The following is a 19,798-nucleotide window of genomic DNA, read 5'->3' as shown; positions in this document are numbered from 1 at the left end:
TCAGCCCCAGCCATCCATGCGCATGGTCGCCCTGACCAAGCGCTGCTCCTCCTGCTCGATCTCGCGCAGGCTGTCGCGAATGCCGTTGATATGCTCGCGCGCCGCACGCTGCGCCTGCTCGGGTAACTGCTCCATTACCGCCTGGTACAACCGCGCATGCTGGCGATCGATCTGGCGCTTTTGCGCCGGGCGGCAGTAGAGGTTGTTGACCGAGGCGAACACAGTGCTCAGGGTCAAGTCGCTGAGTGATTGCAGGGTATGTACCAGCACCGGATTGTGCGACGCCTCGCTGATGGCGCGGTGAAAAGCATGGTCGCGGCGAGCATGCTCTCGCGGGTCGAGGCTGTCGCTGGCAGCATGCGCGGCCAGCATGTCTTCGTAGCGGCGGCGGATCAGCAGGCGGTCGACATCGGTCGCCCGCAGCGCTGCCAGGCGCGCGGATTCGGCTTCCAGCAGCGCGCGCACTTCCAACAGGTCGAACAGCGTGCGCGGCTGCGAGCTGAACAGGTGCATCAGCGGGCTAAGGCTGTCGCGCCCGCTCAGCTGGGCGACGAACGAACCGCGGCCCTGTTCGGTATCGATGATGCCGCGCCCGCGCAGGATGCGCAGGCCCTCACGCAGCGCTGAGCGCGAGCAGCCAAGCTTTTCCACCAAGCGCCGCTCCGAAGGCAGGGGCTGCCCGACCTTGAGTACGCCATCGACGATCAACTTCTCCACCTTCTCAGCCACCTGATCGGCGACTTGAGTTTTGCGTTCTACGCTCATGCACCGCTCCAACTGGTAGGACCACTGGTATCAGCTCACGGACCTCAGCCTCAACGGGCTAGATATCGCCCTGTTTCAAGGTAGCAGTTTTGAAAAAACTGGTAGGACCAGTTACGTAATCGCTCGACCACAGCGCCATACGCGCGCACGCTGGAATGGTCACAGCTATGCCGGAAATCGGGTCCTTGGCGGCCTGGACAACTACAAGAATCTTGGCGAGTGAACCTGATGAATATCCTCTACGACGAACGCGTAGATGGGCCCCTGCCAGCTATCGACCAGCAACAGCTGCTGCTGGCCCTGCGCGATGCCCTGCCCGACCTTGAGATTCTGCACCGCAACGAAGACCTCAAGCCCTACGAGTGCGATGGCCTCTCGGCCTACCGCACGGTGCCACTGCTGGTGGTACTGCCCGAGCGCCTGGAACAGGTGCAAACCTTGCTCAAGCTCTGCCATCAACGCGGGGTGCCGGTAGTGGCTCGCGGAGCCGGCACCGGCCTGTCGGGCGGCGCCTTGCCGCTGAGCAAGGGCATCTTGCTGGTGATGGCGCGCTTCAACCGGATCCTTGAGGTCAATGCGCGAGGGCGTTACGCCCGCGTCCAGCCAGGTGTGCGTAACCTGGCGATCTCCCAGGCGGCAGCGCCCTATGGCATGTACTACGCGCCTGATCCCTCGTCGCAGATCGCCTGTTCGATCGGCGGCAATGTCGCCGAGAACGCCGGTGGGGTGCACTGCTTGAAGTACGGCCTGACCGTGCACAACCTGCTCAAGGTGGAAATCCTCACCATCGAGGGCGAACGCCTGACCCTGGGCAGCGATGCCTTGGACAGCCCAGGCTTCGACCTGTTGGCGTTGTTCACTGGCTCCGAGGGCATGCTTGGGATCGTCACCGAAGTCACCGTCAAGCTGCTGCCCAAGCCGCAGGTAGCGCGGGTGCTGCTGGCCAGCTTCGAGCGGGTCGAGGACGCGGGCCGGGCGGTGGCCGAGATCATCGCCGCCGGGATCATCCCGGGTGGACTGGAGATGATGGACAACCTGGCGATTCGCGCCGCTGAAGACTTCATTCATGCCGGCTATCCGGTCGAGGCTGCGGCGATCCTGCTGTGCGAGCTCGATGGCGTCGAGGCCGATGTACAGGACGACTGCGAACGGGTGCAGGCGGTGCTCGAACAGGCCGGTGCCAGCGAGGTCCGGCTGGCCTGTGATGAGGCCGAGCGCGTGCGCTTCTGGGCTGGGCGCAAGAACGCCTTCCCGGCCGTGGGGCGGATTTCGCCGGATTACTACTGCATGGACGGCACCATCCCTCGCCGCGAGCTGCCACGGGTGCTCAAGGGCATTGCCGAGCTGTCCGAACAGCATGGCCTGCGGGTGGCCAACGTTTTCCACGCTGGGGACGGCAACATGCACCCGTTGATCCTGTTCGATGCCAACCTACCGGGCGAGCTGGAGCGGGCCGAGGCGATCGGCGGCAAGATCCTCGAATTGTGCGTGGCGGTTGGCGGCAGCATTACCGGCGAGCATGGCGTGGGGCGCGAAAAAATCAACCAGATGTGTGCCCAGTTCAACAACGACGAGATCACCCTGTTCCACGCGGTCAAAGCCGCGTTCGACCCACAAGGCCTGCTCAACCCCGGCAAGAACATCCCGACCCTGCACCGCTGCGCTGAATTCGGCGCGATGCACGTGCACCACGGCCAACTGCCCTTCCCTGACCTGGAGCGTTTCTGATGAGCATGGACCGCGACCTCAGCCAGGACCTGCTCGAACAGGTCAACCAGGCCCTGAACCTTGGCAACCCACTGCGCATTCAGGGTGGCAACAGCAAGGCCATGCTCGGCAATCCGGTGGCCGGCGAGATCGTCGATACCCGCGGCCATCGCGGCATCGTCAGCTATGACCCGACCGAGCTGGTGCTCACCGCCCGCGCCGGGACGCCATTGCTGGAAATCGAAGCCGCGTTGCATGAAGCCGGGCAGATGCTGCCCTGCGAGCCGCCGCACCTGGGGCCCAACGCGACACTGGGCGGCATGGTTGCGGCGGGTTTGTCCGGGCCACGTCGGCCTTGGGCTGGGTCAGTGCGTGACTATGTACTGGGCACGCGGCTGATCACCGGCCACGGCAAGCTGTTGCGTTTTGGCGGCGAGGTGATGAAGAACGTTGCCGGCTACGATGTCTCGCGGTTGATGGTGGGCAGTTTCGGCTGCCTCGGGCTGCTCACCGAAGTGTCACTCAAGGTGCTGCCGCGGCCGCGGCAAACCTTGAGCCTGCGCCTGGCAATGGACAGCCATCAGGCCCTGGCCGAGCTGGCCGAGTGGGGCCAACAGCCGCTGCCGATCAGCGCCGCCTGCCACGATGGCGAGGCGCTGTACCTGCGCCTTGAAGGCGGTGAAGGCTCGGTGCTGTCAGCGCGCCAGCGGCTGGGTGGCGAGACCCTCGACAATCGTTTCTGGAGCGACCTGCGTGAGCAACGCCTGGCGTTTTTCCAGGCACCAGAACCGCTGTGGCGGTTGTCTGTGCCCCATGCCACCGGTGAACTGCAACTGCCCGGGCGCCAGCTGATCGATTGGGGAGGCGCCCAGCGTTGGCTGAAGTCTTCAGCCCCAGCTGCGCAGATCCGCGCACAGCTGGCCGAGGTCGGCGGCCATGTCACCGGCTATGCCGCCGGCACAGACAGCACGGCGCCGCTGACAGAGGCGTTGCTGCGTTATCACCGCGCGCTCAAGCAGCAACTCGATCCCCAGGGCATTTTCAACCCTGGCCGCCTGTACCCAGACCTGTGAGGCCACGCCATGCAAACCACTCTGAGTGAATCGAGCAAGCGCCTGGCCCGCGCTGAAGAGGCCGAGAGCATCCTGCGCTCATGCGTACATTGCGGCTTCTGCACGGCCACCTGCCCCACCTATCAATTGCTCGGCGACGAATTGGATGGGCCACGCGGACGGATCTACCTGATCAAGCAAGTGCTCGAAGGTGAACCGGTCAGCGCCAGCACCCAGCTGCACCTGGACCGCTGCCTGACCTGCCGCAACTGCGAAACCACCTGCCCGTCGGGGGTCAAGTATCACGACCTGCTGGACATCGGCCGCGCAGTGGTCGAGCAGCAGGTGCCGCGGCCCTTGTCCCAGCGCCTGCTGCGCGAAGGACTGCGCGCAGTGGTGCCGCGCCCGGCCCTGTTCAAAGCCCTGGCCCGCACCGGTCAGGCCCTGCGGCCGGTGCTGCCGGCCAGCCTCAAGGCCAAGCTGCCGGCGCAGGTAGTCGCTCCCGGCGAGCGCCCGCAGGCGCGCCATGCACGTCGCGTACTGCTGCTCGAAGGTTGCGTGCAGCCGGCGCTTTCGCCCAATACCAACGCGGCTGCCGCGCGCTTGCTCGACCGCCTGGGGATCAGCGTGGAACCTGCCCGCCAGACCGGCTGCTGCGGCGCGGTCGACTACCACCTCAACGCCCAGGCGCAAGGCCTGCAGCGCGCCCGGCGCAATATCGACGCCTGGTGGCCGGCGGTCGAGGCCGGCGCCGAGGCCATTGTGCAAACCGCCAGTGGCTGCGGTGCGTTCGTGCGTGAATACGGCCATCTGTTGGAGCACGATCCACACTACGCCGCCAAGGCAGCACGAGTCAGCGCCCTGGCCCGCGACCTGGTCGAGGTGCTGCGCGACGAGCCCATCGAGCGCCTTGGCGTGTGCGCCGAACAGCGGCTGGCCTTCCACTGCCCGTGCACCCTGCAACATGCGCTCAAGCTTGGCGGTGAAGTGGAGCGGCTGTTGCGCCGACTTGGCTTCACCCTCACCGCAGTGCCCGACGGCCACTTGTGCTGCGGCTCGGCCGGAACCTACTCGCTGACCCAGCCGCAGCTGTCGCGGCAGTTGCGCGACAACCGCCTCAATGCCCTTGAGAGTGGCAAACCGCAACTCATCGCCACCGCCAATATCGGCTGCCAGACCCACCTCGATGGCGCTGGGAGGACACCGGTACGGCACTGGATCGAAATCGTCGAAGCAGCCCTCAATCAGGAGATTTGACCATGCACAGCAAATCGGTACTGGGCCAGGCGGAGGTCGCCCGGCTGCTCGCCGCGGCCCGCCAGGACGCGCAGACTCATCAGTGGCAGGTGACCATCGCGGTGGTCGATGATGGCGGTCATCCATTGGCCCTGGAACGTATGGATGGCTGCGCACCGGCCAGCGCCTACATCGCCGTGGAAAAGGCCCGCAGCGCGGCGCTTGGCCGACGCGAAACACGCGATTACGAGCAGATGGTCAATGGCGGGCGCACGGCGTTCGTCACCGCGCCTATGTTGACCAGCCTGGAAGGCGGCGTGCCGCTGCGGGTCGATGGCCAGGTAGTGGGCGCGATTGGCGTTTCCGGGGTCAAGCCCGAGCAGGATGCCCAAGTGGCCAAAGCCGGTGCGGCGGCGTTGTGACCCTATGGCCGCCACCCCGCAGTACCGGCCCATCGCTGGCTGGGATCGGCGTAATCAATCCCGCTCGTCGATCACCAGCGGCTCGCCGATGGTGTAGAAATGCCCGCCTGCAACGTAGTGCAAGCTGCGCAGGCTGGCGTCGGCATGCTCGTAACGCCAGTGGCCATCCTTGAACACGCGATCGTCTGCCCAGGCCGCGACCACCTCAGCGATGAACAAGTCATAGGTGTTCTGGTTGTGCGGCTCGTCGATCACCCGGCACATCAGCCAGGCTGAACAATCATTGACCAAAGGCGCTGGATAGCCGTCGATACGCGTCAACTGCACACCAATGCGCGCCAGCTTGGCGGGGTCGTCGAGCTGGCTGCGGGTACCAACCTGATGGGTCAGGCGCGCTTGCGCGGCGGTGGGTAGCTGCAGCACGAACCAGCCACTGCCCTCCACCAATTGCCGAGTGCGGGTGCTTTTATCGAGCACCACGGTGACCTTGGGCGGGGCGAAGTCCAGCGCGCAGGCCCAGGCGGCGGCCATGACATTCTCAACCCCCGCGTGCCCTGCCGACACCAGTACGGTCGGACCATGATTGAGCAAGCGATAGGCTTTGTTCAGGTCGACAGGCTGAAAATGGCTGTTCATTGAGACTCCTAGGGACTGCACGGTAGACGTAACAGCAATTGTGCCGAACGGCTCACATCCCTGCCAGCCAGTCTGGCCTCAGGGACGGCTCAGGTTGCGAAGGCCACGAACAAGGAAAAGTCCTACCCGAAACACGGAAATGCCTTACTTGTGGGTAGGGCCACTCAGAAACATGATCCCACAGTCACGCTTCAGTCGAGATAAGGCGCACACTTTCCAGGAGGTCTCCCCGTGCTCTCACAACGTCGCTGCACCACTGAGCTTCGCCACACCCTACGCCAACTGCTTGCTCACGATATAAGCAACCCGGAAGACGACCCGCACTTATCCGGCGTGCTGTTTTTCTGTGCCACCGACGAGCAGACACGGCAGTTGGTCGAGCGTATCGAACTGCTGGCCAGCGAGGCGTTTTTTGACCCCTCGGGCCGGGCCATTCGTGAACGGATGCGCGCCGCCGCAGTGGACGGTGTGCGGATCAAGCAAAAGCGCAAGGCGCCGCAAGACGAGACGGTGATCCGTATTGCCCTGCCAGAAAAGGGCTATATCACCGTCAGTACAGCGCGGTTTTGAAAGGCCAAACACACTGATTGTTGCCGTGAAGTCAAAGAACAAATGCGCCGCTGTGGCTATTTCACCGGCGCTCAGGGCAGCCATACTGAAGCTCTTCTCTCGTACCTCAGCAAGGAGTTCACCCTATGACTGTCCCTGCCCTCGGCCTCGGCACCTTTCGGCTCAAAGACCAGGTGGTCATCGATTCGGTGCGCACTGCTCTGGAGCTTGGCTACCGGGCCATCGATACTGCGCAGATCTACGGCAACGAAGCCGAGGTCGGCCAAGCCATCGCCGACAGCGGCGTGCCGCGCAGCGAGCTGTTCCTGACCAGTAAGATCTGGACCGAAAATCTGGGCGCCGACAAGCTGATCCCCAGCCTCAAGGAAAGCCTGAGCAAGCTGCGCACCGACTATCTGGACCTGACCCTGATTCACTGGCCATCGCCCAAAGGCCCAGTACCGGTCGCCGAATTCATGGGTGCCCTGGTAGAAGCGCAGAAACAAGGCCTGACCCGGCATATCGGCGTGTCCAACTTCACCATCGACTTGTTGCAGCAAGCCATCGGCACCGTCGGCGAAGGCGTGATCATTACCAATCAGATCGAGCTGCACCCCTATTTGCAGAATCGCAAGCTGGTGGGCTTCATGCAGCAGCACGGCATTGGCGTGACCTCGTACATGACCCTGGGCTACGGCAAGGTGCTGCACGATCCTGTGATCCAGGCTATCGCCCAGCAACACGGCGCCACTGCCGCGCAAGTAGCCCTGGCCTGGGCCATGCAGTTGGGTTACGCGGTCATCCCCTCCTCCACCAAGCGGGAAAACCTGGCCGGCAATTTCAAAGCTGGCGCATTGCGCTTGAGCGATGCAGACATGGCGCAAATCGCCGCACTGGAGCGGGCTGAACGCCTGGTCAGCCCAGAAAGCCTGGCGCCTGCCTGGGACTGAAAGCCCTGGGGCCGCCATGCGGCCCCAACACACGCTGACCTAGCTGACGACCAGGGAATTCAGACGCTCTGGCCTTGCTGAGAATTACTCCTGAGCGCCGTGACTGTTCTAGGCATCCCAGGTATTGGGCAGAACTTACAATGAGTACCGATGGCGTGATTAAACTCCACACCGCTCTAGTGCAGCCAGGAGCTCTCGATTGCTTCCCCCGATCAGGCTCGTCGCCTGGGCGGCACGCTTCAACAGCATTAGCCGGGCTGCTTGTAGCTGATCCTTGTTGAATCGCTCGGATGGGCCAGACAACGTCAAAGCCCCTTTAAACTCATGGTCGACACCAAATACAGGGGCAGAGATCGACGATGTTTCCGGATCACGCTCCCCAAATGAGGTTGCCCAGAACTGCTCCCGCACCTCAGCCAAAGCGCGATCCGCTGGCGGGCCAAATGCCCTGAGGATCTTCCCGGAAGCCCCGGCATGCAGCGGAAATCGATCACCCTCATGGATGCTAAAGCGTACTGCGCGTTTAGGTTCAACACGGAACAGCACCACCCGTATATCGTTCTCGATCACGTAGAAGGACGAGGTCTCGCCGCTCTCCTCAGTGAGCGCTTCAAGCACCGGGTAAATCGTGTCTCGCAGCCGGAAGGAAGATTGGTAAATCTGAGCCAGGCGCAAGGGCTCATGACCCACAGCATACTGTCCATCAGCCAGTCGCCTGATGAATCCAGCCCTCTCCAGAGAACTCATGAGCCTAAGGATGGTGCTTTTATACAACCCCGTGCGACGAGCGATTTCAGCTAACGGGAGAGTGCTTCGATCAGGCTCGAAAGCCCCGAGAATCGCAAAAGCTCTATCAACCGCCGCCACCCCACCGTCAGCATTGTTCTTGGAAGCATCGGCTACCACTGGCTCATCTTTTGGCGACATAGGCTTATTCTCGGCGCAATCATGAAAAAGCGGCCCCTCAAAGGGGCCGTTCAGATGGCTGATACCTTACCTGTGAGTACGGTTGGCAGCTAGTCCATTCTCCAGAACACCGTTCTACTGGAAGAACTTGCGCATCAGGCATCGCGCATGAACAGGCGCAGGGACAACGCCATCAATGCAGCAAAGAACAGGATGCATCCCATGACCATTAGGCCCGCCGTGAAAGACTGGGTGTAGTCCTTCAGGAAGCCCATTAGGTAGGGCCCGACAAATCCGCCGAAGGCACCGATAGAGTTGATCAGAGCAATACCCCCAGCAGCAGCTTGGCCACTCAGGAACTTCGCCGGCAACGTGTAGAAGATCGTTTTCGCCGAGATTGTTCCCACCAAGGCCAGGGTGATGCCTGCCAGCGCTGGGATCAGGGCGTTCATGTTCAGCGCAAAGATCAAGGCAAGACCGGCCAGTACCAGCGCAATGATCAGGTTCAAGATCCCGCGGCCGCTCCGGTCGACATGCTTGGCCCAGAACAATAGGCCGATGGTTGAGAAGAAGTACGGTACTGCAGCGACCCATCCGATCAAGCTTATTTCTACACCCTGCGCCTTCAGCATCTGCGGCAGCCAGATACCGATACCGTAGGTGCCGATGGTGAAGCTGAAGGTGATGGAGCTCAGGATCCACACTCGCGGATCCTTGAGTGCTGCAGCGAAGCCGTGGCTTTTTTGGGTATTGGCCTTTTCCTTCTCCAGCATACCGGTGAGAGCATCCTTCTCTTCCTGGGACAACCACTTGGCCTCACTAGGCCGGTTTGCAAGCACCTTCAAAGTGATGAACCCCAGCACACAAGCTGGCAAACCCTCAATGATGAACATCCATTGCCAACCCGCGAGCCCCCAAGCACCGTGCATTTGCAGCAGGTAGATAGAAAGTGGGCCCCCCACAAGGAAAGAGATCGGCGTTGCAACCGTGAACCAAGCCAGTACCCGAGTACGGTATTGGGCTGGGAACCAGAGGGTGAGGAAGAAGATTACGCCAGGGAAGAAGCCGGCCTCGGCAACCCCCAAAAGGAAGCGAACAACATAGAAACTATAGGGGCCGATAACGAATGCCGTGGCTGCTGCGGCAAGCCCCCAGGTGATCATGATTCGGGCCATCCAGAGACGTGCGCCGAACCGGTACATAGCCAGGTTACTGGGTACTTCGCAGAGGCAATAGCCCACAAACATGATCCCTGCACCTAGGCCAAACTGAGCGGCAGTAAGCCCAAGCTGGTCGGTCATCTGCAGGGCTGCGTAACCAACACTGGTGCGATCCAGGTAGTTGAAGAAATAGGCCAGTGCCAGCAATGGAATCAGGCGCCAAGCGGCCTTCTTCATTGCTCTTTGCTGCAACGCAGATGTGGCTTCAGGCAGCGGCATGGACAAATGGGTATCCGGGGTCGTGACATTAGCCATGACTGTATCCTCGGTTTTGTTGTTATGAATACCGTGGCTGGATGGGCCATCGGTGAGCGCAGACCGGTGGTACGTCCCGTACCTTCAGTGCTGCTGATTTCGCCCGAGAATCATTTCGAGCACGACGTAAAAGTCATCTGGAGCGGGTCTTCAAAGCAGACCCGCACCGAATCCGATCAAGCGGTTTTGATCGCGCCGGTAGACTCGAGCTGAATGATCTGGTCGTCGTCGTAACCCAGCTGTGCAAGCAGCTCCCTCGAATGGCTGCCTAGCTTCGGGACATTGAGACGAGTCCCGAAACGCTGGCCGTTCATCTCCAAAGGCAGCATCGGCACCTTCACCTGCTCGCCATCTGGCAACGTCAGCTCTGCCAAACCGCCAGACTGCTTGAGGTGCTCATCCTCAAACATGTCTTCCGGTCGTTGGATGGGGGAAAACGGCAAGCCGGCTTTCTCACAGAGCGCCATCACGGTCTGCTTATCCATGCCAGACAAGCGCTCCCGCACCAGAGGGATTATTCGATCCCGGGCTGAAACCCGCTGGTTGTTCCGGCGCAGGCCGGCGTCATTTCCAAGTTCAGGGAAGTCGAAGGTTTCGCAGAAAGAGACCCACTGACTGTCGCTGACGACGCCCATAAAGACCTGCTCACCTTCCTGGGCAGTCTCGAACACGTCATAGATGGCCCACGCCGAAATTCGGCTCGGCATTGGTGCCGCCGCTTTACCAGTCACGACTTTCTGCATCATGTGCTGAGCGACAAGGAATGCCGAGTTTTCGAACAGACCGGTCTGTACGAACTGACCACGGCCAGTCTCTTTGCGCTGCAGCAGGGCAGCAAGAATAGAGACAGTGCTGAACATACCGCCCATCACGTCGTTGACAGAGGCTCCGGCGCGCAATGGGCGCCCGACAGGCCCCGTCATGTAAGCCAAGCCCGTCATCATCTGTACGACCTCATCGAGCGCCGTGCGCTTCTCGTAGGGGCCTGGCAGGAAGCCCTTCATCGAGCTGTAAATGATGTCCGGCTTGATGGCCTTGACCTGCTCATAGCCCAGGCCCAATTTCTCCATGGCGCCAGGGCGGAAGTTCTCTGTAACGACATCTGCCGTGGCGAGCAGTTTCTTCACCGCAGCCATGCCTTCTTCGGACTTGATGTCTACCGCAAAACTTTTTTTGTTGCGGTTGTAGGTCATCCAGTAGCCGGCGCCAGAACCCATCAGACGGCGAGTGTTGTCACCCTCTGGAACGGGTTCTACCTTGATGACCTCGGCACCGAGATCGGCAAGCAGCAACCCGCAGGTTGGGCCCATCACCATGTGAACAAACTCGACTACGCGAATACCTGCCAGGGGCAGAGACTGCATTTCTTGCTGGCTCATACGGCCTCCTTCGCATAGATGAAATTCTTGCCGACACCGGCATCTGGAATGAAGCCGTACACGGGTTCGCCTGGTAGCCCACGGCGAAGCACTTCACGCGCCGCAACCAAGCGATCAATGTCCACACCGGTTTTCAGGCCCATGGACTCCAGGAGATACACCAGGTCTTCAGTGACGATGTTGCCCGAGGCCCCCGGCGCGTACGGACAGCCACCCAAGCCGCCTTGGGAGCCATCGAAGGTCTTCACGCCTGCCTCCAGAGCGGCGACGACGTTGGCCAGCCCTTGGCCGCGAGTGTTGTGGAAGTGGGCGCTGCCTGCGAGCGCGCCGAGCTCTTGGAACAGGCGAGTGAACAGTCGACGCACTTGAACCGGGTTGGCGTAGCCGACCGTGTCTGAAAGGCCGACCTCGTCTACTCCCAGTTCCGCCATCTTCAAGGCAATCGCCATGGTCTCGTCGTCAGTTACAACACCTTTAAGTGTGCATCCGAAGGCTGTCGAAACGCCGGCTTCGATCAGGACATTCGGGAAGCGCTCATTACGCAAGGCAACCACCGCCTGAACCTCATCAAAGACTTGAGCGTGTGTCTTGCGGATGTTTGACAGCGAGTGCTGCTCGCTCACGGAAATGGGCAGCGTGATCTTGTGCACACCCGCCTTGAAAGCGTCTTCGGCACCCTTGAGGTTCGGCACCAGCGCAGTGACGAAAAGACCTGGCAGAGTCAGGGCGTGGGCTACTACCTGGGCAGTATCTGCCATCTGCGGCAGCAGCTTTGGCGATACAAACGACCCGACTTCGATTTCTCTCAAACCGGCGCCCGCCAGAGCCGAAATCCACTCCAGCTTCAACTCGGTGGGCATGCTGGCCTTGACGCTCTGTAAGCCATCTCTGGGCCCGACTTCGCTGACGAGGATGTCGATATCTGTCGCTTCTTTCACGGAGGTTCTCCTGTAGCTGGGGAGAGCCTGCCCGAACATTCATCCAGTGCAGCAACGAGGCGGAGCGCTGTTTTTATGATTGTTCTGTCAGGCAGAATTGCGTTCTGTTTCAGTATCTCCCCACATTTCCGCATCTGTCAATGAGGCTGACGATGAACGGAGGTGGTTGCCTTTTCGGCTGGCTTTCGAAAGAGAGGGAGCGCTTCCAGCGAGACTTGACAGCAAAGAAAATAGCTTGGAAAGTGTTCTACCAAGAGCAATATTGTTCTATCTAACAGAACGATTTCTCGAAACAACAAGATATCCCAGGCAACGTACACTGATGAGATTGGCCCAACCCTGCCGTTTGAGCCTCAGCGTCTGGCGCCTGTTTTTACATGGAGATTTGCCATGAGCCTGTATGCCCCTCCCGAGGAACGCCCAACCGAAGTCTTCAGCAGACTGCCGAAAGAGTTTTGGCGTGATGGGGATTCCGACTGGGTGAGAGCCAATAAAGCAGGCCAGCAAGTCGCGAGTTTCCTGGAAGGGCCCTCCTTCGACCAGGCCGGCAATCTCTATGTCACTGACATCCCATATGGCCGCGTCTTCCGGGTTTCCCCACAGGGTGACTGGGAGCTGGTTATTGAATACGACGGCTGGCCCAATGGTTTAAAAATCCATCGTGACGGTCGGATTTTCATTGCCGACTACAAGAACGGTATCCTCGTTCTCGACCCGATCAGCAAACGCATCGAGCCATTCCTGACGCATCGCCGGAGTGAAAGCTTCAAGGGTGTAAATGATCTGTTTTTTGATCGCCAAGGGCACCTCTTCTTCACCGACCAAGGTCAGACAGGCATGCACGATCCATCGGGTCGAGTTTTCCGCTACGACCTGGAGCAACAACGCCTGGATTGCTTGGTGGATAACGGCCCTAGCCCTAATGGCCTGGTGCTGGATCTTGAAGAAAAAGCGCTGCTGGTAGCGATGACTCGCGCAAACGCAGTCTGGCGACTCCCTCTACAGCCCGATGGCACTACTTCCAAAGTGGGTGTCTTCACCGCCATGGCCGGGGGCGTGAGTGGCGCTGACGGTATGGCCTTGGATGAGTCAGGAAACCTGTATGTCTGCGATGCAGGCAATGGATGCGTGTGGGCATTCGACTCCCACGCCGTGCCGCTCTATCGATTCAAGTCATGCACTGAAGGTCGCACTCTTACCAACCTCGCCTTTGGTGGCGAAGGTAATCGCGGCCTATTCATTACTGACTCATCGACAGGTCACATATTGAGGGCTGACCCCGGCCACGCAGGGAAGCGAATGTTCTCGCACGCGCCAGCCTAACTACTTCGTACTGCAGCCCTGTGCACATGGCGCACGGACTTTGCTCGCACCTCAAAAGAGCCTGGCGAGCCATAGAACTCATACAAAACAGATAATAAGAGGGCAAACATGCTCACGCTCTTGAGCTACACAATGATCGTCTGCTTCATGTACCTCGTCATGAGCAAACGGCTGTCTCCACTGGTGGCGCTCATCCTGGTGCCAGTTGCATTCGCCAGCCTAGGCGGGTTTGCAACACAGCTTGGCCCGATGATGTTCGATGGCGTGAAGATGCTGGCCCCGACCGGGATCATGCTGACCTTCGCGATCCTCTACTTCTGCATGATGACCGATGCAGGCTTGTTCAACCCGCTGATCAAGCTGATCCTCAAATGCGTGAAAGGCGATCCGCTGAAGATTGTCATCGGCACCGCTGTGCTCGGAATTTGCGTGGGCCTGGACGGCGACGGCGCCACGACCTACATCATCACCACCGCAGCACTCCTTCCGCTATACCGACGTACAGGGATGAGCCTGCAGGTTCTGGCCACCGTTCTGTTGCTGACCAACGGAGTGATGAACATCCTCCCTTGGGCGGGGCCCTTCTCGCGTGCGGCAAGCGCCATGCACGTAGACATCACTGAACTGTTCATCGAGATGCTGCCACTGATGATCGCGGGTGTGGGCTGGGTGATTTTCGCGGCGTTCTATCTGGGTAGTCGGGAGCGCCGTCGTCTGGGTGTCGTGCAACTCGATCACGATGAGGTCATGAGCCACTTTACCGAGTTCAAATTGACCGACTGGCGCTTCCTCTTCAACGCTGTACTCACCATCACGCTGATCACCATGATGATGCTCAGCCTCATGCCCCTGCCGATCCTCTTTATGCTCGCCTTCGGCCTGGGCGTATTGGTGAATTTCCCAAGCGTCAAAGACCAAAAAGAAGTCGTCGGTAAATACGCCGACAACGTCATGGCGGTCACCCTGCTGATCTTCGCCGCCGGCATCTTCGTCGGGATCATGTCCGGCACAGGAATGATCAAAGCGATCTCGGAAAGCCTGATCCATGTGATCCCTGAATCCGCTGGTCATTTCATGTCGGTCATCACTGCGTTCCTCAGCATGCCTTTCACCTACGTGCTGACCAACGATGCGTTCTACTTCGGGATCCTTCCCATCCTGGCCGAAACCGCGAGCCACTACGGCATTGGTGCAAAAGAGATGGCCATCGCCGGCTTGATCGGGCAGCCAGTCCATCTGCTCAGCCCGCTGGTTGCCTCAACCTACCTTCTCTGTGGGCTGCTCGATCTGGACTACGGCGACAACCAGCGAGCATCCATCGGATGGAGCATCGGTACGTGCCTGGTAATGTTCGTCGCGGCTATCGCGACTGGCACCATCGACGTTTTCAACTGAGGGTCTTGCTCAACCGCGCAAGACGCAGGTGGGCAAGCACACCTGCGCTTGAAGTCGGCTTCGTTAATGGAGCCCGCTATTGCTGCAACTGACGCCAAAATGCCTCGGCAAATGGATTAATGGATGCAAGTGGGCGTGTGAGGTTGATATCGAGAGGTATGTCCCAGCTGGCATTCAGCGCCCTTACCAATCGACCATCTACCACCTCCTGTTCCGTCAGGCTTCTTGGAAGCCAGGCCACCCCCTTACCCTCAAGAGCCATCGACATCAGAACTGCGGCGAGATGGCTGCTGAACGCCGGTTGCAACTTCAGGTTGGCGTGCTTGCCGCGCAAGCGATGGTTAACGATACGCCCCAGTCCCGACTCGTCGGTGTAGGCAAGATAAGGGATAGCCGAGTGCGAAGGATCGATGCTGGCTGCCGGGCTTGCTAGAGGAATCAGGATGTCATCGTCGACTTTCTTACTGACGTATTGATCGGGCGGCAACAGCGCCGGCACCTCGGGGTGGCCATGGCAAAGCAGGAATTGCACCTGGCCGTGCATGAGCATCTGCTCACAGCTGGCCATGCTGTCGGAATGTAGCCGCACGGCCTCGATGGGCGCCTCCCGACCAGCACATCTGATCCACCTTGGGAAGAACGTGAATGACAGGGAGTGAGTAGCCGCAAACTGCAGCACCTTGGCTACCTTGCCGGCTACCTCCTGGGCTTCGGAGCGGATTCGATAGAGTCTGCCCACCTCATCGAGCACACCAGGCAAGATTAGCTTGCCTGCCTCTGTCAGCGTCGCGCCTTGAGGCGTGCGGATGAACAACTCCACCCCCATCCAGCTTTCCAGCGAACGGATTCTGCGGCTGAACGCCGGTTGGGTGATATGACGTGCGTCAGCCGCGCGAACGAAGCTTCCGTTCTCAGCCAACGCAATGAAGTCCTCTAGCCAGACGAGTTCCATGGGCAATGCCGTTTCAGCATGGGGTGCTGGATTAATAGCATTGGGCGCACGCTTTCGCCAAGCATACCGTGAAGCCTCCAACAACAAAGAGGAGCGCATCATGCGTATCGTCGACATCCGCGAAAAGACCGTATCCATCGCCTCGCCCATCGCCAACGCCTACATTGATTTCTCCAAAATGACCTGCTCAGTTGTTGCCGTGGTCACCGACGTGATCCGCGACGGCAAGCCTGTAATCGGCTACGGCTTCAACTCAAACGGTCGCTACGGTCAAGGCGCATTGATGCGTGATCGCTTCCTGGCTCGCATCACCGAAGCCGATCCAGGGTCGCTGATCGACAAGGAATACGACAACCTTGACCCGTTCGCCATCTGGAAAACCCTGATGACCAACGAGAAGCCTGGTGGGCACGGCGAGCGCTCGGTGGCCGTTGGTACCATCGATATGGCGGTCTGGGATGCCGTGGCCAAGATCGAAGGCAAGCCACTGTATCGCCTGCTGGCCGACCGCTATCGTGGTGGCAAGGCTGACGACAAGGTCTGGGTTTACGCAGCAGGCGGTTACTACTACCCAGGCAAGGACGACACCAAGCTGCAGGACGAGATGCGCGGCTATCTGGATCGCGGCTATGACGTTGTCAAAATGAAGATCGGCGCAGCGCCGCTGGCAGACGACATCCGCCGCATCGAAGCGGTGATCAAAGTGGTCGGTGATGGTCGCCGCCTGGCTGTCGATGCCAATGGCCGCTTCGACCAAAAAACCGCCATCGCGTACGCCGAAGCCCTCAAGCCGTACAACCTGTTCTGGTACGAAGAAGCAGGTGACCCGCTCGACTATGCCCTGCAGGCAGAGCTGGCGAATCACTACGAACTGCCAATGGCGACCGGCGAAAACCTGTTCTCGCACCAGGACGCCCGGAACCTGCTCCGCCATGCAGGCATGCGATCTGATCGTGACTACGTGCAGTTCGACTGCGCCCTTTCCTACGGCTTGGTCGAGTACATGCGCACCTTGAAGGTCATGGAAGAGCTGGGCTGGTCTTCCCGTCGAGTCGTCCCCCATGGCGGCCACCAGATGTCACTGAACATCGCAGCAGGCCTGCACCTGGGCGGTAACGAGTCCTACCCCGATGTGTTCCAGCCCTTCGGCGGATTCGCGGATGGCATCCGCGTGGAAAACGGCTATGTCGGGCTGCCGGACATTCCAGGCGTTGGCTTCGAAGCCAAGTCTGCGCTGTATGCGGTCATGCGGGAACTGGGAGAAGGCTGATCCTCAAATGTTGCTGCCTTGACCACGAGGCAGCACTACCAAAGCGTCAGGATGACGCTCAGCACACAGCCGATCACAACAATAAAATGAGGTGCGCTCGTGGAAACGACCAAGTCCCGCTGGTACAGCCAGCTCTATATCCAGGTATTGATTGGCATCGTCATCGGCGGGCTGATTGGGTACTTGGAGCCTGCCATAGGTGCAACGCTGCAACCCTTTGCAGATGGTTTTATCAAGCTCATCAAGATGCTGCTCGCTCCGATCATTTTCGGGACGGTAGTGGTGGGTATCGCCAAAATGGGCGACATCAAAGAGGTGGGTCGCATCGGCGTGAAAGCGCTGATCTATTTTGAAATTCTCTCAACGCTGGCTCTGATTATCGGCCTGGTAGTCGTCAACGTCGTCAAGCCGGGCGTAGGGATGAACATCAACACCAATACCTTGGACGCAAGCGCTATCGGCAAGTACAGCCAAGCCGCCCAGGAACAGGGCGGAACTGTCGACTTTCTCCTCAACATCATCCCTCACACCTTCATGGATGCCTTCGCGAAAGGCTCGATGCTGCAGGTGATTCTACTGTCGGTGCTGATGGGCGTTGCCTTGGTGCAAATGGGCCCAACCAGCAAACCGCTAATCAACATCATCGACCTGTTCCTGCATGGCCTGTTCAAGATTGTCGCAATGGTCATGCGTCTGGCCCCAATTGGAGCGGGTGCCGGGATGGCTTTCACCATCGGTAAGTATGGAGTTGGCACGCTTCTGTCACTGGGCCAATTGCTGATCGCCCTGTACGTGACCACCCTGATCTTCATTGTGGTGATTTTGGGGGCAGTAGCTCGCTGGTCTGGCCTTCCGCTGACGCAGTTCCTGCGCTACTTCAAGGATGAAATCCTGGTCACATTGGGTACCTGCTCAACCGAAGCCGTGCTACCGCGAATGATGGCAAAGCTTGAAAAGCTCGGCTGCAAGAAATCCGTGGTGGGAATGGTGCTACCCACCGGATACACCTTCAACGCCGACGGCACCTGCATCTACCTGACCATGGCTGCGATCTTCGTGGCCCAGGCGACCAACACACCGTTATCGATCATGGATCAGCTGGTCTTGCTGGGTGTTCTCCTACTCACTTCGAAGGGTTCTGCAGGTGTCGCAGGTGCGGGCTTCATCACACTTGCCGCGACCCTCACCACCATTCATTCAATTCCTCTCGTTGGTCTTGTACTGCTGCTGGGCATCGACAGGTTCCTCAATGAAGCCAGAGCAGTAACCAATCTCATCGGAAATGGCATTGGCACCATCGCAATAGCGAAGTGGGATAACTCGTTTGACGTAGAGACCGCTAAGCGGGAAATCGCTGCCCTCAATAACGAAAAGGCAGCCGGTAAAGAAGAAGTTTACGCGCCACAAAAATGATGCAGAACGCCGACGGTCTCTTCAAGCCGCAGGCGTCGGCGTTTTATGCAGAGTTGGCCGAGACCTTTGTCAGAGCGGGTGCGGGTTTCAACTGAAGAAGGTCCGTAGTCTTCGAGCGGCCCACAATGCCTGCAATGCGGGACGCCAAAAAAGTCGAAAGCCTGCTCTACATGGCTAGCGTCGCTGGCCTGCGATTTGTGATAACACTCAGCGTGGCTGCGATGAGCAAGAATACGCCACTGGCAAGAAAGGTAGCCGGGTAGCCGATCCCGTCGTACAACAAACCGCCTACTGTTGCGCCTGCAGTGATAGCCAATTGAATCACCGCCACCATCAGCCCGCCACCGGCTTCTGCATTGTGCGGCAGCGCCTTGGCCAACCAGGTAAACCACCCCACTGGCGCACACGTTGCGATCAGTCCCCATATGCCGAGTAAAACCGCAACTGGAACTATCCAGCCACCCACAGCGATAGCGGCGAATGCGATGGCTGTCATGATCAACGGTATTCCCACCAGAACGCGATTCAGGTTACGGCTAACAAGAGGGCCGACCAACATAGTGCCCAGCAAACCTGCGGCACCGATAATCAACAGTAGAAGCGAGAGGGTGGGCACATCGACACGCGTGACCGTTTCCAGGAAAGGTCGTAGATAAGTGAACAGTGTGAATTGTCCCATGAACAGGAAGGCTACTGCAGCCATGCCGAGGGCGACCTCGCTATCTACCAGCAAACGCAGGGATCCGAGGGCCGATACTTGGGTCCGTTCGCTCGGCATGGCTGGCAGCGTGAAGGCTTGCCAGATCAACGCCAAGGCGGCCAAAGGCACAACGCAAACGAATGCTCCTCTCCAACCAATCATGCCACCCAGATAACTTCCAGCGGGCGCCGCAATTGCCGTAGCCAACGCGGTACCGCCCTGCATAACGGCAATGGCCTTGGGCACAAGCGCCTCAGGTGCGATGCGCATCATCACTGCAGTGGACATCGACCAGTAGCCGCCAATGGCAATGCCCAGCACGGCGCGCCCTACCATCAACGTCAGGTAGTTTGGGGCAAACGCCACCATCCCCCCGGAAACCAGCATGAGCGAAGTTGTGACCAACAGCACAGGCTTGCGGTCGATCCCCTGGGTGACGGTGGCAAGCAGCAGACTGGTGATTACAGCGAACAAACCCGAGATGGAAATGGCCTGCCCAGCTTGGCCTTCGGTAAGTGACAACTCGGACGCAATCGGCGTGAGCAAGCTCACTGGCAGGAACTCAGAGGCCACCAGGGCGAAGGCACAGAGCGACATCGCAAGGACAGCGCCCCATATCTGACGGCTTGAATGTTGAAGGGATATTGCAGTGCTGCTCATGGCGGTTCTCGATGTACCCATTTCAAAAGACACGGATGCCCTAGCCCAGCGTGTAAGAGCGGGGCCCAGT

18 protein-coding genes are annotated in these 19,798 nt (G+C 59.6%); 10 read left to right on the top strand and 8 right to left on the bottom strand.

Annotated elements, in window-relative coordinates:
• On the bottom strand, nucleotides 1-765 hold the full coding sequence (gene glcC / locus OIU19_RS04210) for a transcriptional regulator GlcC (protein WP_264233566.1): 765 nt from the start codon (nucleotides 763-765) through the stop codon (nucleotides 1-3).
• A gap of 228 nt (nucleotides 766-993) precedes the next feature.
• On the opposite strand from glcC, the gene glcD reads away from it, so the two are divergent.
• From glcD to OIU19_RS04190, 4 genes are read left to right on the top strand one after another with little or no spacing between them, the layout of a single operon-like run.
• The gene (glcD, locus tag OIU19_RS04205) at nucleotides 994-2,493 is read left to right on the top strand and encodes a glycolate oxidase subunit GlcD (RefSeq protein ID WP_264233688.1); all 1,500 of its coding nucleotides are present in this window, start codon (nucleotides 994-996) and stop codon (nucleotides 2,491-2,493) included.
• The gene (glcE, locus tag OIU19_RS04200; RefSeq protein WP_264233565.1) at nucleotides 2,493-3,545 is read left to right on the top strand and encodes a glycolate oxidase subunit GlcE; all 1,053 of its coding nucleotides are present in this window, start codon (nucleotides 2,493-2,495) and stop codon (nucleotides 3,543-3,545) included. Before glcD ends, glcE begins: the two co-directional genes overlap by 1 nt.
• Nucleotides 3,546-3,554: 9 nt before the next feature.
• Nucleotides 3,555-4,781, top strand: coding sequence for a glycolate oxidase subunit GlcF (glcF, locus tag OIU19_RS04195; RefSeq protein WP_264233564.1), 1,227 nt, complete (start codon nucleotides 3,555-3,557; stop codon nucleotides 4,779-4,781).
• A gap of 2 nt (nucleotides 4,782-4,783) precedes the next feature.
• A complete protein-coding gene (locus tag OIU19_RS04190) occupies nucleotides 4,784-5,182 on the top strand; it encodes a heme-binding protein (RefSeq protein WP_264233563.1) in 399 nt (132 codons plus the stop codon).
• Nucleotides 5,183-5,236: 54 nt separating this feature from the next.
• Here OIU19_RS04190 and OIU19_RS04185 read toward each other — a convergent pair whose 3' ends face one another.
• Nucleotides 5,237-5,818 carry a flavin reductase family protein gene (locus OIU19_RS04185; protein WP_264233562.1) on the bottom strand — a complete coding sequence of 194 codons (582 nt, stop codon included), beginning with the start codon at nucleotides 5,816-5,818 and terminating at the stop codon, nucleotides 5,237-5,239.
• Nucleotides 5,819-6,049: 231 nt separating this feature from the next.
• Here OIU19_RS04185 and OIU19_RS04180 point away from each other — a divergent pair, with 231 nt between their 5' ends.
• Both OIU19_RS04180 and dkgB read left to right on the top strand, forming a co-directional pair.
• Nucleotides 6,050-6,388 carry a hypothetical protein gene (locus OIU19_RS04180; RefSeq protein ID WP_186555181.1) on the top strand — a complete coding sequence of 113 codons (339 nt, stop codon included), beginning with the start codon at nucleotides 6,050-6,052 and terminating at the stop codon, nucleotides 6,386-6,388.
• 125 nt (nucleotides 6,389-6,513) lie between these two features.
• Nucleotides 6,514-7,317 carry a 2,5-didehydrogluconate reductase DkgB gene (gene dkgB / locus OIU19_RS04175; RefSeq protein ID WP_264233560.1) on the top strand — a complete coding sequence of 268 codons (804 nt, stop codon included), beginning with the start codon at nucleotides 6,514-6,516 and terminating at the stop codon, nucleotides 7,315-7,317.
• 159 nt (nucleotides 7,318-7,476) lie between these two features.
• Here dkgB and OIU19_RS04170 read toward each other — a convergent pair whose 3' ends face one another.
• The 4 genes from OIU19_RS04170 to OIU19_RS04155 form a co-directional block, all read right to left on the bottom strand.
• Nucleotides 7,477-8,244, bottom strand: coding sequence for an IclR family transcriptional regulator (locus tag OIU19_RS04170; RefSeq protein ID WP_264233559.1), 768 nt, complete (start codon nucleotides 8,242-8,244; stop codon nucleotides 7,477-7,479).
• A gap of 134 nt (nucleotides 8,245-8,378) precedes the next feature.
• On the bottom strand, nucleotides 8,379-9,698 hold the full coding sequence (locus tag OIU19_RS04165; protein ID WP_264233557.1) for an MFS transporter: 1,320 nt from the start codon (nucleotides 9,696-9,698) through the stop codon (nucleotides 8,379-8,381).
• A gap of 176 nt (nucleotides 9,699-9,874) precedes the next feature.
• Entirely contained in the window at nucleotides 9,875-11,077 is a 1,203-nt protein-coding gene (locus tag OIU19_RS04160) for a CaiB/BaiF CoA-transferase family protein (RefSeq protein ID WP_264233554.1), read from the bottom strand.
• Nucleotides 11,074-12,015, bottom strand: a complete 942-nt coding sequence (locus OIU19_RS04155) for a hydroxymethylglutaryl-CoA lyase (protein ID WP_264233552.1) — start codon at nucleotides 12,013-12,015, stop codon at nucleotides 11,074-11,076. Before OIU19_RS04155 ends, OIU19_RS04160 begins: the two co-directional genes overlap by 4 nt.
• A gap of 390 nt (nucleotides 12,016-12,405) precedes the next feature.
• Here OIU19_RS04155 and OIU19_RS04150 point away from each other — a divergent pair, with 390 nt between their 5' ends.
• Entirely contained in the window at nucleotides 12,406-13,338 is a 933-nt protein-coding gene (locus tag OIU19_RS04150) for an SMP-30/gluconolactonase/LRE family protein (protein ID WP_264233550.1), read from the top strand.
• 108 nt (nucleotides 13,339-13,446) lie between these two features.
• On the top strand, nucleotides 13,447-14,733 hold the full coding sequence (locus OIU19_RS04145; protein WP_264233547.1) for a CitMHS family transporter: 1,287 nt from the start codon (nucleotides 13,447-13,449) through the stop codon (nucleotides 14,731-14,733).
• Nucleotides 14,734-14,809: 76 nt separating this feature from the next.
• Here the strand turns inward: OIU19_RS04145 and OIU19_RS04140 are convergent, their stop codons facing one another.
• Nucleotides 14,810-15,685 carry a LysR family transcriptional regulator gene (locus tag OIU19_RS04140; RefSeq protein ID WP_264233545.1) on the bottom strand — a complete coding sequence of 292 codons (876 nt, stop codon included), beginning with the start codon at nucleotides 15,683-15,685 and terminating at the stop codon, nucleotides 14,810-14,812.
• A 100-nt stretch (nucleotides 15,686-15,785) separates the two neighbouring features.
• Between OIU19_RS04140 and OIU19_RS04135 the strand changes: the two genes are divergently transcribed.
• Both OIU19_RS04135 and dctA read left to right on the top strand, forming a co-directional pair.
• Entirely contained in the window at nucleotides 15,786-16,955 is a 1,170-nt protein-coding gene (locus tag OIU19_RS04135) for a mandelate racemase/muconate lactonizing enzyme family protein (RefSeq protein WP_264233543.1), read from the top strand.
• A gap of 99 nt (nucleotides 16,956-17,054) precedes the next feature.
• Nucleotides 17,055-18,368, top strand: a complete 1,314-nt coding sequence (dctA, locus tag OIU19_RS04130; protein ID WP_264233541.1) for a C4-dicarboxylate transporter DctA — start codon at nucleotides 17,055-17,057, stop codon at nucleotides 18,366-18,368.
• Between the two features lie 166 nt (nucleotides 18,369-18,534).
• On the opposite strand, the gene OIU19_RS04125 is transcribed toward dctA, so the two are convergent.
• Nucleotides 18,535-19,728: an MFS transporter gene (locus OIU19_RS04125; RefSeq protein WP_264233540.1), complete on the bottom strand. Its 1,194-nt coding sequence runs from the start codon at nucleotides 19,726-19,728 to the stop codon at nucleotides 18,535-18,537.
• Nucleotides 19,729-19,798: the final 70 nt, after the last annotated feature.

This window comes from Pseudomonas sp. BT-42-2, assembly GCF_025847435.2.
Taxonomy (GTDB): domain Bacteria; phylum Pseudomonadota; class Gammaproteobacteria; order Pseudomonadales; family Pseudomonadaceae; genus Aquipseudomonas; species Aquipseudomonas urmiensis.
This window is presented reverse-complemented; position numbering and strand designations above follow the sequence as displayed.